Consider the following 14,513-nt stretch of genomic DNA (forward strand, 5'->3'; position numbering starts at 1 on the left):
CGCCGGGTACGGCCGCCCCTCACATACCCCCAGGCATCTGCCCTTCCAGAACAGGAGATCCCCTTTGTCCGACGGCAATACCGATGAGTCTGCGGATGTCGTGGGCGTGCTCACCCAACGGATCGAAGCGCGCTTCGACATGGCAATGGACCAGTTGAAGGCCGCGGTCGCAGCCGCGCCGACCGCGAATCCTGACGCCACCGACGTCGTCAAGTGGCACGGCCTTCTCGTTGAGGCCCAGTCCGTGCTGGAGCGCGCGGAGGATGACCTCCTCGCCGCACTGCAGACCCAGCCCAGCGAGGTCGATGACCCGACGATGGGTCTCGCCCACCGGGTGAACGCGGCCGTGAGCGTCCGCGACGGCCGGGCCATGGTGGTGCGATGGCTCCTCGACCCGGACGCCCCGGGGAAGAAGGGCCTCGCCGCAGAGCGCCTCGCCCGGCTTCGGCCCCGCACCGGCCCCGCGGTGCAGACCAGCGCCCCCAACCGGCCTGCGAGTACAGCCGTACCGGCGACGGCGTGGCGTTCGGCAAGGGCCGCCCGATGAGCCGGGACAGGGCCAGCACCATGGACGCCGACCTGCAGAAGGTCTTCGGGAAGTCGGTACCCGACCTGTACGAGGCGGCTGCCGGCCAGGATGCCTCGCCCGCGCTCGCCCGTGCCCTGGAGCTGCGTTCCTTCCTGGCGCTCACCGAGGAGCAGGTCGCCCGCGTCCGCGACCGCGTCCACGCCGACATGGATCCAGACCGCGACATGGGCGAACTGTCGGCCTACAAGCTCCGCTTCGACGCGCAGTGGCTGGACGCGGCGCTGGAGGCCCGCGACGGCTATCGCGTCGTCCTTGGCCAGCTGTTGCGCACCATGCCCCCGCCTGACCAGCAGGCCCGGCTCGTCCGCACAGCACAACTCAGGGCCACCGACACCCTGCCCGCGTGTGCCGCCCCGGCACCCCAGCGTGCCGGGGCGGCCCGGGCCGACCGACCGTGAAAGCCCCCGCTTGCTCCACCCCACGTCCACCGACATAGCCGGACGGATCGAGGACCTGTACGGCGCACCGCTCGCCGACCTCGAAGCCCACGCCCAGGACCAGCAACCCGGCATGCTCTCCGCCCTGCTCGGCATGCACGACGACCTTGCCCTCTCCGAGCGCAGCATCGACTTCCACCGCGACCACCTCGCCCGGTTCATCCACTCCGAACGGCAGATCGGCCCGCACGAGGTCTCCCACCTCCTCGACGGTGCACGCCGGCTCGCCGAAGCGGTCGCCGTCCGCGAGGTCCAGGTCAAGTCGGTCGCCGCCGTACTGCAGAGCCTGGCCCGCGTCCCGGCCCCGATGCCTGTCCCGCCGACTTCCTCACCGCCCGCTCCGGCTCCGCCTCCTGCGGCCCCGAGTCCTGCGCACAGCCAATGACCGCAGGCGATACACCCTTCAACCACCCAGGAGTTCCTCCCTTGGCCCTCACCGCTCTGCCCCCTGACACCGACGCCGACATCGCCCGGGTCACCGAGGCCCTCGCCATGATCACCCCGCGGTGGAACGTGAGGATCCTCCTGGCCCTCTCCGGCCCGCCGCTGCGCTACAGCGAGCTGGCCGCCAAGGTGTCCTGGCTGCAGAACGGCCAGCTCCACCCGAAGCTCAAGTCGCTGTGCGACGCCGGCCTCGTCGAACGCACCGAGCACACCGCACGGCACGTGACCTACGGCCATACCGAACGCGGCGTCGCCCTGCTGCCGGTCCTGCCGATGATCGTCACCTGGGCCGAGGAACACCTGGAGACGGCGGACCGCCCGCTGCCCGCCATCGAGCAGATCGAGGACAGCCTCACCCTGCTCACCCGGCGCCACGCCGCCGCCATCTTGTGGGTGCTCAAGTCCCGCCAGGAGGTCAGCGGCCGGGCTCTGGCCCGGATCGTGATGCCCAGCAGCGACTGGACCAACATCTACCCCCCGCTGCGGCAGCTCGTCGCCGACGGCCTGGTCGACACCGACGGCATGGGTCGGCCCTACCGGCTGTCCGCAGCCGGTGACGGCCTGGGCCCCGTGCTGGGCACCCTTTCCGCGTGGTCCGCCGGGCAGCCCCTCGATCAGGCCACCCAGCACCCGGTCTGGGGCCACCCACAGGCGAAGCCCGCGCCGAGGTCGTGGATCAGCAGCCAGTCGAGGCAGGCCCCCACTGCAGTCCCACCCGCTCGGACACCCCAGTCCTGTCCCGCCTGGCACAACAGGGATCTCTTCTCGCACGCCACGACCGCGCGCCCGAAGGCGGTCCCGGCGGGAGGCCCGCGCCGATGAGCACCCCTCTCACCTCGGCCGACGCGCAGCGCATGGTCGACCTGCTTGCCTCGCGGCCCCTGGTCCGTCTCATCACCGAGATCGACGACAACGGCGCCATACCGCCCCGACGGCTGGCCGGCACTCTGTCCGACCTTTCCACGCACCAACTGCGCAGCTCATCCGACACGGCCCGCGCCCACGGCCTCGTCCGGATCGCGCCCGGCGCAGGTCTAGAACTGACGGATGCCGGGATGAAGTTGGCCGACCTGTACGACGCGATGGCTCACTGGGCTCGGCGCCGCAATGTCCCAGCCCCCGTGTGCGCGTTCAGCCGCCGTATCCGGTGCGTCTTCGACCTGCTGGCACCATCGCTCGCCACCGAGCGCGCCGACGGCGCGGAGGTGGGCCTGGCCCGTCTCCGCACGCTTCTGATCCAGTGGCTGGCAGACAACCCCCATGTGGCCGGGGCGTCCGAAACTGAGCCAGCCGCGTGAGCCAAGCGGTCTCACCCCGGCACGCACGCCGCAGCGGCGGGCTGATGCGCAGCATCTACCTGCCGCGTACGGCGGACGCGCTGGCGTTCGCGATGTCCACCTACGGCATCCCGCTGCTCGTGCTGGCCACGACGGGCTCCGCTGCGCTGACGGGCCTCGCGTTCGCCCTGGAGTGGCTCCCGCGGCTGGCCGCGTTCGGGTGGGCCGGATCGATTGTCGACCGCCGCGGTGCTGCGGTGGTCTTCCACCTGGCCTCCCTGGGCCGGGCATTGGCCCTCGCCGCCGGCACGGTCCTGCTCTTCCTCCACCCGTCCGGCACCGTGGCGAGCGCGACCGTGATGGTGCTGGCGGCGACGACCGGCGTACTCACCGAGTTCAGCTACATCGCGGCCGAGACCGCCGGCGCCGCCGCCGGCCGCCGAGCAGGTCGGCGGGCTCACCGGATCCAGGCCGTCCTGCTCGGCATCGACCAGACCGCGACGCTGGCCGGTCCCGCACTCGCCGGAGTGCTCCTGCTGGCCGGGCCGCCGCCGATGCTCGCACTGATCACCGTGCTCTCGCTGCTCGCCGCGCTGCTCGCCCTGCGCACCCCGCCCTCGCCTGTGGCACGGGCCCGCGCGCCGAAGGGAGAGTCCGGCGCCGGAATGCTCACCGGATGGCGCACCATCCGCTCCCTTCCCGCGCTCGGCTGGCTAGTGACCGGGCTGACCCTGTCCAACCTGGCCACCGGCCTACTCCAAGCAGCCGGCCCCGTGATCGTCGTCCAGCACTTCGGGCAGTCCACCACCGCCGTCGGCCTCGTCTGGTCCGCTGCCGCCGCAGCCACGCTCCTCAGCGTCACGCTCTGCCGGTTCGCACTCGACCGCCTCGGCCTGTGGCCGGTCGGCGCTGCCTGCGCCGCCCTGGCCTCACTCGGCTGTCTCGCCGCCGCCCAGGCCCCCGACTACCGGTCCTACTTGATCCTGGTCGCGGTCCTCATGGCGGGCGAAGGCGGCATGACCGTCGTCCTGCGCACCCTGCGCTCCCGCTTGATCCCTCCGGAGAAGTTCGGCAGCACCCTGTCGGCGACCATCCTCATCCTCCTGCTGCCCTTCCCCGTCGCCGGCGTGCTCACCGCCCTCACCCCGCCCGACGCGCTGGGCCACGTCATCACCATCTGCGCCGCGCTGCAGGCCCTCGGCCTGTTCTGCGCCTTCGCCCGCATACGCACCGATCCCGCCCTGCGCGCCTGACCGCGCTGCACCCCCAGCCTGTGGAGAACTGCATGTCCCTCGCCGCCCTCGGATCGCACCGCGCGACCGGTCGCACCATCACCGAGCAGTTCCACGCCTTCGACACCCACAACCCGCACGTCTTTAAGGCCCTGGAACGCCTGGCCGCCCGCCGCCTTGCGGCCGGCGCCACTCGGGTCGGCTTGAAAGACCTGTTCGAGGACCTGCGCCGCCAGCTCCCGTACGGCGTCGCCGGGCTGAACAACAACTACACCGCCCTCTACGCCCGCCGTTTGATCGACGAACACCCGCACTGGGCTGCGGCGTTCGAGCTTCGCCGCCGCCGTGCCGCCTGAGACACCCCTTCGCCTCTCGTCCTGCCATCTACCGATACGGAGAACCCCTTCTTGTCCGCTCGTGTCGTCCTGGTTGTTGCCGCCGATATGGAGGCGCAGGCGTATCGCAGCTACTGTCTTGAGAACGTCCGTGCCCACTACGACGTCGTCCTGATCTCCGGCGGCGAGCCGACCTGGGAGAAGGAGTTCGTCGTCGACTACGCCGTCGCCGACCCCACCGACCAGGCGGCACTGGCCTCGGCCGGGCGCGCGCTCGCCGAGCGGTACGAGCTGGACGGCGTGATCACGTGGACCGAGTGGTGCCTCGTCCCCGTCGCCCGTCTCGCCCGCCAGCTCGGCCTGCCCACCACGGCTCCGGAGGCCCTCCAGGGCTGCCGCAACAAGCACACCGCGCGCACGCTGTTCGCCCGCCACGGGGTGCCCTCCGCTGTATCCGTGACCGTGCGCACCGAGCGGGAGGCGGCCGATGCCGCCGCTCTGATCGGCTATCCCGTCGTCCTCAAGCCCGCCGCGCACGCTGCGAGCATGGGCGTCATCCGCGTCGACACCGCCGACGAACTGCCAGCCGCGTACCCCTTCGTAGCCCAGACCGCCGGCCACGGAGTCGAGAGCACCGACGTCCTGGTCGAGGAGTACCTCGACGGCCCGGAGGTGAGTGTCGAGTGCGTCACCTATCAGGGGCAGACCACCGTGGTCGCCGTCACCCGCAAGACCGTCGGGATGCCACCCTTCTTCGAGGAACTGGCGCATGTAGTCGACGCGAACGACCCGCTGCTCGCCGACGTGGCACCGGTCGCCGTAGCAGCCCTCGACGCCGTCGGCTTCACCGACGGCGTCAGCCACGTCGAGATCCGCATCGTCGACGGCCGCCCCCGCCTCATCGAGGTCAACGCGCGCATCGCCGGCGACATGATCGGCCACCTCGTCCACCTGGCCACCGGCGTCGACCTGGCCCGCGCCGCCGCCGACATCGCCTGCGGAGAGCTGCCCGACCTCACCCCAACACGCAGTCAGGCAGCGGCAATCCGGCTGATCTACCCCGCCTACTCCGGCACCCTCACCGAGCGCCGCCTGGTTGCCGAGTTCACCGACAACAGCGACTGGATCGAGCGCGTCACCTTCCACCGCGACGCCGGCGATCGTCTCGTGCTGCCCCCGGACGGCGACATGTACAGCGCCCGCATCGGCTACCTGATCACCACCGGACCCAGTGCAGAGATCGCCAAGACCCGCTCCACCGAGGCATACCGGCACCTGTCCGTCCAGGTCACCCCCGCCTAGACCACCTGCCGCGCTCACGCGCCCGACCCCTATCCGGATGTCCCCTTGACCGATCCCGACGCCGAAATAGACGGCGACGTCTACGTCTTCCCCCGCTACCTCGCTGGCAGCACCTACACCGGCGATCCCGCCCTTGAGCCCCTGATGGCGCTCGGCTGGGAGCTGACCGATGACGACCTCGGCAACGTCTACGTCACCGCACCCGACCGCAAGATCCGCCTCGGTTACCTGCCCGAAGGCGGCGACGACGGCCTGTGGCGCATCAACGCCTACTCCGATCGCTTCGGCCCGCCTGCCTGGGGCGTCAGCTTCAACGACCAGTGCCCCACCGAATTCGTCACCGCGTTCACCATGGCCCTGGCGGCGGCGTACCAGGCTGGCCCCGAGCACTACCTCGCCCAGCCCGACCCCGCCGACCCCGAACTCGACGCCTTCCACGCCGTCGTCCCGCTCATCAACCGCGGCTGGAAGATCCAGCACCCCAGGTGGGGCGTTCTGGAGCTGCAGACCCCGGACGGCATGGCCGGGATCGAATACGCGCAGGGACGACTCGATGCGGAGAAGGAACTCACCACGCTCCAGGCCCGCTGGTACCTGTGGGGCGGCCCGAAGATCAGCTCTGGCTGGTACGCCACCGCCTCCACGAACACCCCGATCCCACTCGTGACCGCCATCACCGAGAGCGTGTCCGACCTCGCGCCCCTGCCGCGCTGGAAGGACCACATGTTGCGCGGCCTGCGCGAGAACGCCCAGCTCATACCCGTCACCCCTCCGCCACCCCCGGTTCCCACACCCCTCGACGTCCGGCGTACCGCCCCTCGCCGGGCGCCCGCACTGACGACACGCAACATCCCGCGCTGGAGCACTACGACCGCCCCGTCGGCAGTCCTGCCCTCCCGGAGCTCCGGCCCCCGCCGCTGACCGACCAGATCCCCCTTGTCCGAGAGAGAGCCTGTGACCCTGCACCCCCAGCAGTTCTTCGACGACGTCCTCGAACTGCCCGTCTACCAGTACGCCATCGTCGGCGACGCCCTTTATGCAGCCCCGCAGCCGAATTCGCCATTGCGGCTGCGAATCGACTTCGCCCCCACCATCCGGCACGGCGAGTACAACGGCCTTCGCCTGCGCGTCGTCCACCCCGAGCAGGGCGTCCTCGACACCGCGGTCCTTCGCTTCGCCGACCACGGCACCTTCGAACGCCGCGACGGTACCCGCGGCCTGGTGGCCGGCCGCGACGGCTACGCCGTCATCCGTGACTGGCACGCCCACAGCAGTCAGCCGCCGTGGCACGGCGCGGACGGCACGGGCCTGCGCACCGCGATCGAGCAGTACGCCCACGTCTGGTTCCCGCCACCTGCCGCGTCGCGGCCGGCAGCCCGCTCCGTAGCCAAGCCCGCCCGCACCACCGGGGCTTCGCCCCGCACCCGCTGAACCACCGCTCTGATCGTCCCCGCCCACCCTTACCCCTTGGAGAGTTCCTTCTTGCGCATCCGTTCCGCTCGCACCCTTCCGGTCGCTGTTGCCGTGGCCGCCACGGTGACCGGCAGCCTGTCCTGGGCGCCGACCGCCTCGGCCCAGAGCACCGATCCCACCCCGTCCGCATCCGCCTCCTCGACTCCGCGCAATGCGGCCGAGCCGGAGACCGGCGGCGTGGCCATCTTGAAGAAGGACCCCGGCGGCGACGTGCTCGTCGGCGCGTCTTTCACCCTCTTCGACTCCGCGGGCAAGGAGGCCGCCAGTGGCAGGACCAACGCCCAGGGGAAGCTCGCCTTCAAGGACCTCACACCGGGCGTCTACCGCCTCAAGGAGATCTCCAGCGGCAGCAAGCTGCACGACACGGTCGACGACCAGGACGTCATCGTTACCCCCGGCACGGACACACCGCTCACGATCGTCGACCCGTTCAAGGCCGCATCGGTCCTGCTGAAGGCCAAGGACGACAAGACCGGCAAGCTGCTGGCCGGATCCACGGTCAACATCGGCAGCGGCGACAAGACCCTCCTGACGCTGACCACCGGCGCCGACGGAATGGCCACCGGCAAGCTGCCCATCAACTCCCGTACGGGAAGCGATTTCTGGGTCAAGCAGGTCAAGGCACCCGCTGGCTACGACATCTACAAGCCCTCGAAGGAATTCAAGGCAAAGCCCGGCGATCCGGTGACGGTGACCACGACCAACGCCAAGACCGCCACCACCCCGCCCCCTGCGGAGAAGCCGACCGACAAGCCCACGGACAAGCCGACCGAGAAGCCCACGGGCAAGCCGAGCGACAAGCCCTCCCCGGCCCAGCCTGGCAAGGATGAGGACACCCCGGCGTCGTCCGTCTCGGACTCCCCGGACACCAACGAGACCACGTCGAGCACTGCGGCGCCTTCCCCTGAAGGCTCGCTCGCTCACACCGGTGCCGACGCCACCCCGTGGCTGATCGGAGGCGCCGGAGTCCTGATTGCCGCAGGCGGAGGAGCGCTTGTCATGGCCCGCCGCCGACGCGTGGACGGTGCCACCGATGATGGCTCCACCGAGAGCTGACCGAACCGACCTATGAAGCCCCCGGAATTCGCCATTCGATTCCGGGGGCTTCATCGTGCGAGCTTGAACGGAGGCGCAGCCACCTGGCTTGAGATCCAGTGACTGTGCCGGGGTGCGGACGACGGCCCCGTCGTGGGCCGCCGTCAGGAGGAGAGCCAACGCGACGGCGAGGGCGTGCCGGAAGCAGACTGGAACACCTGCTCGTTTACGGCGTTTAATGCCCTCCGAAACGACCGCGCCGACGACGATCATGACGAGGGCCTGCGAAGCGCCTCGTCCAACGTCCAGCCGTAGACCACGAACCGGGTCTTCAGGACCGTGTACGACACGGAGCACCGCGGGTCCCTGCTCCACTCCGCCAGCGACTTGGACTCGCCGAACGCCTTGAGCGCGGCAGGGAGTTTATTCCGTGCGGCCAGTTGCAGCAGCTCATCCCTGGCCACCTCGCCCGCCCGCTGCCCGACCAACGTCCCGGCTCTCTTGTACCGGCTCGTCACCAGATACTCCTCGGCGAGCAGAGGACGCAGCCCGTGGCGGACCGTAGCGATCGAGACGCCGAACTCCTCCGCCACAGCCGCTAGAGAGGGGAAGCGTGTGCCGACCGGATAGTCCCCGTCCGCCAGCCGCTCCCGGATCTTGCGCTCGATCCACACGGCGTGCGGGACCGCCTGGTCCTTCTCCGGCGGATGCCAGGTCTCTCCGGCGACTCGGACGCGTGTGCCTAACCGGGGCCTCGTCTCCACCAGTCCGTCACGGCGCAGCAGCCGCAGGGCGTAGCACACGGTCTCCCAGTTGATGCCGAACACTTCGGCGATCACTGGATAGCTCAGGACACGTCCAGGACGCCAGTCGCCCTCGCATATTCCTCTGCGCATGGCTTCGTACGCTTCACGTGCACGGGCGACGTCGGTGTTTCGCGTCGGCCAGGTCTCTTCTGATTGTTCATGTACTGCGACCACCAGCGGAAGGTATGGCGAGCATCCGACCCTGGTCAGGCACTTAAACACTTTGATCGAAAGTGCATCACCGACTGCCGCGGGGGCCGCCGCCGAAGGGCGCGTGGTGCCTTTCTGCAGCAGCTCGCAGGCGCTCGGCGAACTGCTGGAGGATGGGGCCGACCCCCACGACGGCGCGGGCGACCTGCCGGACCAGCACCCCGATCGCCGGTTGGGCGGCGGCGGTCATCGTGGCGAGGGTGGGTGCGCGCGCCTCCGGGGATCATCTGCGGGGTTCTTCCCGGGCGCGACGGACATCGCCCAGATGCACTGTCCGCGCGGTTGGGGCGCAGAACGCCGGTGAACGGCGATGTCCGTACGTCTGTTCACCGCCAGGTGTGGATTTGTGAACCCCTTGGTGCCGTGCAGTATCGAACGCCAGCGCGAACGCGCCGGGGTGCGGCACACTGCCGCGGAGTCAGCGTTCTCGCATCAGAGGAGCCACCCATGGCTGAGTCGATCGTCGTACCTGATCTGTGGAGGGGGAGCTGTCAGTGCGGCGACCACACGTACGAGGCGTCCGGCATCCCGGACGACCCCCACCTGTGCTTCCCTGATGATTGAGTGAGTTCAAGCGACTCACAGGGGTGGAAGTGGACGAGTGGTGGCTGGTGTTCGTGCCGGATCCGGAGCGGTGGGGGCCGCTTCCGGAGGAGGGGGTGCTGGGGGTCCGAGACCTGCCGGCCGCGTTGGATGAGGTGGGGCTCCGGCCGGGCGATCCGGTCTTTGTTCGGCCTGATTTCGTCGTGGACCCAGAATTGTTGCAGTTCACCCTGTCGTCGGATTTTCGCGACCTAGAACGGGAGTCGCGTCGGAATTACGCGACAGACATCCGTTTGCTGCTCTCGTGGCTTTGGCGGCGGGGTGTTCCCTGGCGGGCTGCGACAATTGCGGACTTGCGGGCGTACAAGGAATTCCGCGTCGACTCGCCGTTGAATCCGCAGCGGATCGGCGGAGCGAAGTGGAACCGGGAGGCGGCTGCGCTGACCCAGCTCTACAAATGGGCGAAGGCCAGCCCCCTCCCGGTGGATGCGGGTCGTCGCGCGGACCGATCAGCAAGTGCGCGAAGCTCTCGGGTGTCGTGGCTGACTCCGCGTACCTGGGGTCTGTGGCAAGACCTGGGGCTGCGAGGTCGTGGCCGTGATGGGGCACCGTTGCCCGGCTGGGACGGGCGAACCGAACTGCGGAACACCGCGTTCGTGGGACTGACGCTGAGCTCGGGCCTGCGGCGGCAGGAGGCCGGTGCGATGCTGACGTTCGACGTGCCGACCCGGCGCCTTCGGTCTGGACGCTACTGCCATGGCCAAGTGGCCAGTGCCCTGTCGCGGTCGAAACGTGACCGCACCTTCTACGCGTCGATCGAGTCGGTGCGCCAGCTCGGCGCCTACAGCGAGTCCGAGCGGACGTGGGCTATCCAGCGCGCCCAGGAGGAGGGCCGCTACGAGAAGCTGCCACTGATGCGGCTGGTCACGGACGTGACGCATGGCCCGGTTCCGGTCGTGCACTGGGTGGAGCGGGATGGGACGGCAGGCAGGCGGGAGTTGAGCCTGCTGGACTGGCGCGAGAGGCAGTGGCTGTTCGTCGAGGGACCCCACGGCCCGGAACCGGTGTGGTTGTGGTTGACCGAGCAGGGCATGCCGATGCTGCCGGACCGGTGGAATACGTTGTTCCGGCAGGCCAACCAGCGGTGCGAGGAAGCCCTGCTGACGCGGGAGGAGCGAGAGGTCTCACGGCCGCTGAGGTCGGCTGCGGTACGGGGGAAGGTCCCGTATGCCACGCCGCATTCCGCGCGTCATTCCATGGCGCTCTACATGCTGGTCGTACTGAACGAGCTCATGGACAAGAAGTACGGGCTGACCGCCGCGGACCGGCGCGACTTCGCTCAGCTCTACGGCGACCCGTGGTGGCTGGTGAAGACCCTGTTGGGACACCGGGATGTCGAGACGACGAAGGAGCACTACCTCAGCCCGGTCATGCATCTGCAGCTGGAGTCGATCCTCGCCTTCGACGCCGAGGAAGAGCACGGCGGGACGGACGGGATGAACGGTCTGTTCACCCGGCTGGCCCGGGAAACCTCCGGGATTCAGGACGTAGAGGTGCTGTTCGATGCCCTCCCCGTCGCGGAGGCATCGTGAGCGGGCGGGGCCGCAGGGCCGTCCTGCCGCCGGCGGACTTCCAGGCGACCCAGCGCATCGCCGCCGACGGAGTACAGGTCACCGTGGTGAACAAGGAAGGCTTCGAGCGCGTCTTCGACTTCGCCGCGATCGCCCTACCTCAGCCGATGCGGTGCTCTCTTGCGCGAGCGTTCGCGGAGCAGTCCATGGGGTGGAACAGCCACGCGAGCGGTGAGTCGTATTGGCGGTCCGTGGAGGTCTTCGCCCGGTTCCTCAAGGACCAGGGGCACCCGGCCGAGGATCTCGGCGACCTCACCTCGGCCACGCTCCGGCTCTGGCGCAACAACCACAAGGGCAGCCCCGGTGGGCGCGAGGCCCTGGCCAAGATACGTACGCTGCTGAAGCGCGAGCCGCGGCTGGCGCAGGGCCTGGCCGCCGAGGAACTGGCCCGCCCGGTTCCGAAGAAGGGCAAGCCGTCCAAGCAGTCCTACCGGCCGTCGGAGCGCGACCAGGTGCTGCTGGCCGCCGAGCGGCAGTTCCGGGCCGCGCTGCTGCGGATCCGGGAGAACACCGCGCTTCTGGCCCGTTACCGGGCGGGCGCGCTGGACCCGGACAGCCGTGACTGGAGTATCGGGGTGGCCCTCGAGCACGTCGTCGCCACGGGCGAACTGCCCGGGTACCCGGACAAGGAGGGGAAGGTCTACACCCGGGCCGAGCGGCTGCTGCGCGGAAAGAACGGCGGGAAGACGACCGGCCGGCTGTTCCTGAGCCGGCCGGAACTGACGGCCCTGGCCGTGATGATGACCGACCGATACGGATGGAATCTGTCGGTCTACGACCGTCTGCACGTGCCCGTCATCACCCCGTCCGCGGGAGAGACGGCCACGGTCACCTACGAGGTCCTGGTAGAGAAGCGCCGCTCGGGTGAGGGGCGCTGGTTCGATACCGAGAACTACACCGACTCCGGCGCGGACTCGCCGGGCCGGCTCATCACCCAGGCCCTGGAGGCCACGCATCACGGGCGAGCCTTGGCCGCTGCCCTGTCACCTGGCCACGACCTGCTGATGGTGGCCCGCAACCGGCGTCGTACTGACGTGGACTCCAATCTGGACCGGCCCCGGAACGCCGGCCCGCTGTGCTTCGGGGTGTCCAAGGCCGATGCGCGAGTGTGGGCGAGGTCTCACAAGATCGGCTCGCCCTTCCAACGTGCCCGCAGGACCACCGTCACGACGACGGGCAAGCTGCTGCAGCATAAACGTGGCACCCACGAGAGCGTCTACGTCCTGCCCGACGAGAACGTACAGCGGGCGGCCGTGGACGTGATCGCGGCCGGCGCCGAGGAAGCCCTCGAGCAGGCCCGCGACTACACCTTCAAGGGGCGGCTCACGGACGCGGCCGACGCGGCTCACCAGGAGACCGCGACCGCGGACTGTGCGGACGAGGAGTCCAGCCCCTGGCCGGACCCGAGCGGGGGCTGCGGCGCCGACTTCCTGCTCTGCCTGTCCTGCGAGAACTCCCGGGTCCACACCGGCCACCACCCGCGTCTCGCCCTCCTGCGCCGACAGTTGATATCGCTCCGTTCCACCTGGCCCGAGAAGCTCTGGCGCAAGCGCTGGGACGAACACCTTCAGCGACTCGATGATCTGCGGACGAAGGTCAACGAGAGCACCTGGGACGCCGCACTGGGCCGGGTCACCGACCACGACCGAATGATCATCGACCATCTGCTCAAGGGAGACCTCGCCGCGTGACGACAGCTTTGACCACCGAGGCCGATCCCTACATCCTTCCCCTGCCGGGGCCGGACAGCCCGGTGGTGCTGGACCGGTGGATCAGCGCCGGCAACACCCACCCCAACTCCCGCTACGGCGACGACATCTGGTCGATGGGACCGCTGACCGACAACCCCGGGGAAAGCGTCCACAAGATCAACTGGAAGAGGTGCCCCGCCACGCTGCGGAGCGAGTTCAGGCGCCTCGTCTGGATGCTGATCAACGGCGAGCTGCGCCCCACCTACATACGGGAACGGGGCTTTCAGAACCGGACACGCGACGGCGTGCTCAACATGCGCGACAACATCCTGCAGTGGCTGAAGTTCGCGCGCTGGCTCGACCGACAAGGCGTGTCCCAGCTCAGCGACTGCACCATGGAGCATTGGAAGGCGTAGGCCGCCAAGTGCACCACCGGCTGCACGCGCGGTCATGCCCAAACGGTTCTGCGCTGGCTCTCTGACCTGTGGGCCTTCGACCAGCTGTCCGTCAGCCCCTGCGGCGTTACGCAGCCGCCCTGGGAAAGCGAGGGCATCGACGACTACCTGCCGGCCGAAACGGGAGAGGCGGGCAGGGAGAACAAGACCGAGCCACTGGACCCGACCGTAATCGGCCCGTTGCTGACCTGGTCGATCCGACTGGTCGAGGACTTCTCCGACGACACCCTGGCCGCCTGGGATGAGCGCCGCCGGATGCACGCCCGCGTGAAGGCGACCTCGAGCACCCAGGAGGGCCTGGCCGCCGTCAAGGGATACCTGCTGCCGCTGGTCGACTCCGGGGCTCTCCTGCCCGCCACGGTGAGCCGCTTGCACGGCGTCACCCTGGCTCACTACTACGTCGCCGCCGTCACGGGGGCCAGCTGGAACCAGGTCCACCATTTCGCTTCTCGGCAGGGACTCCGGCAGGTCACCGCCCGGCGGCCCGGCCCCAGCCCGATGCAGGTGCCGGTGACGGGCCGGATCGAGGGGCGCCGCTGGCGCAAGTTCATGGACTACGAGGAGACACCGATCCTGGTACGGCACCTGGCCACGGCCGCCGCCATCGTGATCTTGTACCTGACCGGCATGCGCCCCCAGGAGGCCCGGTCGCTGCGATCCGGCTGCTGCCCGGACCCGCAACCGAACCCCGACGGCTCCATCCCGCGCCATCTGATCCGAGCCCACCACTACAAGAACGTCCGCAACTCCGACGGCCACCACATCTCCGCTGGTGAGGAGCGCGCCGTCCCCTGGGTCGCGATCATCCCGGTCGTCAACGCCATCCGTGTGCTGGAACGCATCGTCCCCAAGGGCGAGCTCTTGTTCAACTCCACCCATCACGATGTCGTCGGCCAGCGCAAGCACCACGGTGCGCTGAAGCGGGGCACCCTGGACCGCCGCGTCGAGGATCTCGTGTCGTGGATCAACCAGGAGGCCACTGCCCAGGGCCTGCCCGCCCAGGTGGTGCCGGAGGACCCGCACGGCAACCTTGGATTGAGCCGTCTGCGCAGA

General features: G+C 69.5%; 17 protein-coding genes and 1 pseudogene. 15 read left to right on the top strand and 3 right to left on the bottom strand.

From position 1 onward, the window contains the following. The first annotated feature begins 64 nt into the window (after nucleotides 1-64). From QIT00_RS08590 to QIT00_RS08635, 10 genes are all read left to right on the top strand, one after another. A complete protein-coding gene (locus QIT00_RS08590; protein WP_282534529.1) occupies nucleotides 65-547 on the top strand; it encodes a hypothetical protein in 483 nt (160 codons plus the stop codon). Beyond that, nucleotides 544-987 (top strand): hypothetical protein, encoded by a 444-nt coding sequence (locus QIT00_RS08595; RefSeq protein ID WP_282534530.1) that lies wholly within the window; start codon nucleotides 544-546, stop codon nucleotides 985-987. The genes QIT00_RS08590 and QIT00_RS08595 overlap by 4 nt, the downstream gene beginning before the upstream one ends. Before the next feature lie 10 nt (nucleotides 988-997). Continuing rightward, a complete protein-coding gene (locus QIT00_RS08600) occupies nucleotides 998-1,411 on the top strand; it encodes a hypothetical protein (protein ID WP_282534531.1) in 414 nt (137 codons plus the stop codon). Nucleotides 1,412-1,452: 41 nt separating this feature from the next. Beyond that, nucleotides 1,453-2,292: a winged helix-turn-helix transcriptional regulator gene (locus tag QIT00_RS08605; protein WP_282534532.1), complete on the top strand. Its 840-nt coding sequence runs from the start codon at nucleotides 1,453-1,455 to the stop codon at nucleotides 2,290-2,292. Continuing rightward, nucleotides 2,289-2,768: a regulator gene (locus QIT00_RS08610; protein ID WP_282534533.1), complete on the top strand. Its 480-nt coding sequence runs from the start codon at nucleotides 2,289-2,291 to the stop codon at nucleotides 2,766-2,768. Before QIT00_RS08605 ends, QIT00_RS08610 begins: the two co-directional genes overlap by 4 nt. Beyond that, nucleotides 2,765-4,000 (top strand): MFS transporter, encoded by a 1,236-nt coding sequence (locus QIT00_RS08615; protein ID WP_282534534.1) that lies wholly within the window; start codon nucleotides 2,765-2,767, stop codon nucleotides 3,998-4,000. Before QIT00_RS08610 ends, QIT00_RS08615 begins: the two co-directional genes overlap by 4 nt. Before the next feature lie 32 nt (nucleotides 4,001-4,032). Beyond that, nucleotides 4,033-4,335 (top strand): hypothetical protein, encoded by a 303-nt coding sequence (locus QIT00_RS08620; protein WP_282534535.1) that lies wholly within the window; start codon nucleotides 4,033-4,035, stop codon nucleotides 4,333-4,335. An 87-nt stretch (nucleotides 4,336-4,422) separates the two neighbouring features. After that, entirely contained in the window at nucleotides 4,423-5,616 is a 1,194-nt protein-coding gene (locus QIT00_RS08625; protein ID WP_282534558.1) for an ATP-grasp domain-containing protein, read from the top strand. Between the two features lie 45 nt (nucleotides 5,617-5,661). Beyond that, nucleotides 5,662-6,537, top strand: coding sequence for a DUF317 domain-containing protein (locus QIT00_RS08630; RefSeq protein ID WP_282534536.1), 876 nt, complete (start codon nucleotides 5,662-5,664; stop codon nucleotides 6,535-6,537). A gap of 33 nt (nucleotides 6,538-6,570) precedes the next feature. Beyond that, nucleotides 6,571-7,047: a hypothetical protein gene (locus QIT00_RS08635; protein ID WP_282534537.1), complete on the top strand. Its 477-nt coding sequence runs from the start codon at nucleotides 6,571-6,573 to the stop codon at nucleotides 7,045-7,047. A 29-nt stretch (nucleotides 7,048-7,076) separates the two neighbouring features. On the opposite strand, the gene QIT00_RS08640 is transcribed toward QIT00_RS08635, so the two are convergent. After that, the gene (locus QIT00_RS08640) at nucleotides 7,077-7,274 is read right to left on the bottom strand and encodes a hypothetical protein (protein WP_282534538.1); all 198 of its coding nucleotides are present in this window, start codon (nucleotides 7,272-7,274) and stop codon (nucleotides 7,077-7,079) included. On the opposite strand from QIT00_RS08640, the gene QIT00_RS08645 reads away from it, so the two are divergent. Next, nucleotides 7,267-8,145, top strand: a complete 879-nt coding sequence (locus QIT00_RS08645) for a SpaA isopeptide-forming pilin-related protein (protein ID WP_282534539.1) — start codon at nucleotides 7,267-7,269, stop codon at nucleotides 8,143-8,145. The two genes, QIT00_RS08640 and QIT00_RS08645, sit on opposite strands and share 8 nt — an antisense overlap. Nucleotides 8,146-8,393: 248 nt before the next feature. Here QIT00_RS08645 and QIT00_RS08650 read toward each other — a convergent pair whose 3' ends face one another. Both QIT00_RS08650 and QIT00_RS08655 read right to left on the bottom strand, forming a co-directional pair. Next, nucleotides 8,394-9,152: a GntR family transcriptional regulator gene (locus QIT00_RS08650; RefSeq protein ID WP_349017167.1), complete on the bottom strand. Its 759-nt coding sequence runs from the start codon at nucleotides 9,150-9,152 to the stop codon at nucleotides 8,394-8,396. Between the two features lie 16 nt (nucleotides 9,153-9,168). Beyond that, a complete protein-coding gene (locus QIT00_RS08655) occupies nucleotides 9,169-9,330 on the bottom strand; it encodes a hypothetical protein (RefSeq protein WP_282534541.1) in 162 nt (53 codons plus the stop codon). A gap of 403 nt (nucleotides 9,331-9,733) precedes the next feature. Here QIT00_RS08655 and QIT00_RS08660 point away from each other — a divergent pair, with 403 nt between their 5' ends. The 4 genes and pseudogenes from QIT00_RS08660 to QIT00_RS08675 all read left to right on the top strand — a co-directional run. Further along, entirely contained in the window at nucleotides 9,734-11,275 is a 1,542-nt protein-coding gene (locus QIT00_RS08660; RefSeq protein WP_282534559.1) for an integrase, read from the top strand. Beyond that, nucleotides 11,272-13,005, top strand: a complete 1,734-nt coding sequence (locus tag QIT00_RS08665; RefSeq protein ID WP_282534542.1) for a hypothetical protein — start codon at nucleotides 11,272-11,274, stop codon at nucleotides 13,003-13,005. Before QIT00_RS08660 ends, QIT00_RS08665 begins: the two co-directional genes overlap by 4 nt. Next, nucleotides 13,002-13,421, top strand: coding sequence for a hypothetical protein (locus tag QIT00_RS08670; protein ID WP_282534543.1), 420 nt, complete (start codon nucleotides 13,002-13,004; stop codon nucleotides 13,419-13,421). Before QIT00_RS08665 ends, QIT00_RS08670 begins: the two co-directional genes overlap by 4 nt. Nucleotides 13,422-13,640: 219 nt before the next feature. Next, nucleotides 13,641-14,513: pseudogene (locus tag QIT00_RS08675) on the top strand (integrase); the annotation flags it as partial.

Origin of the sequence: Streptomyces luteolus, from assembly GCF_029968015.1 — a bacterium.
Taxonomy (GTDB): domain Bacteria; phylum Actinomycetota; class Actinomycetes; order Streptomycetales; family Streptomycetaceae; genus Streptomyces; species Streptomyces luteolus.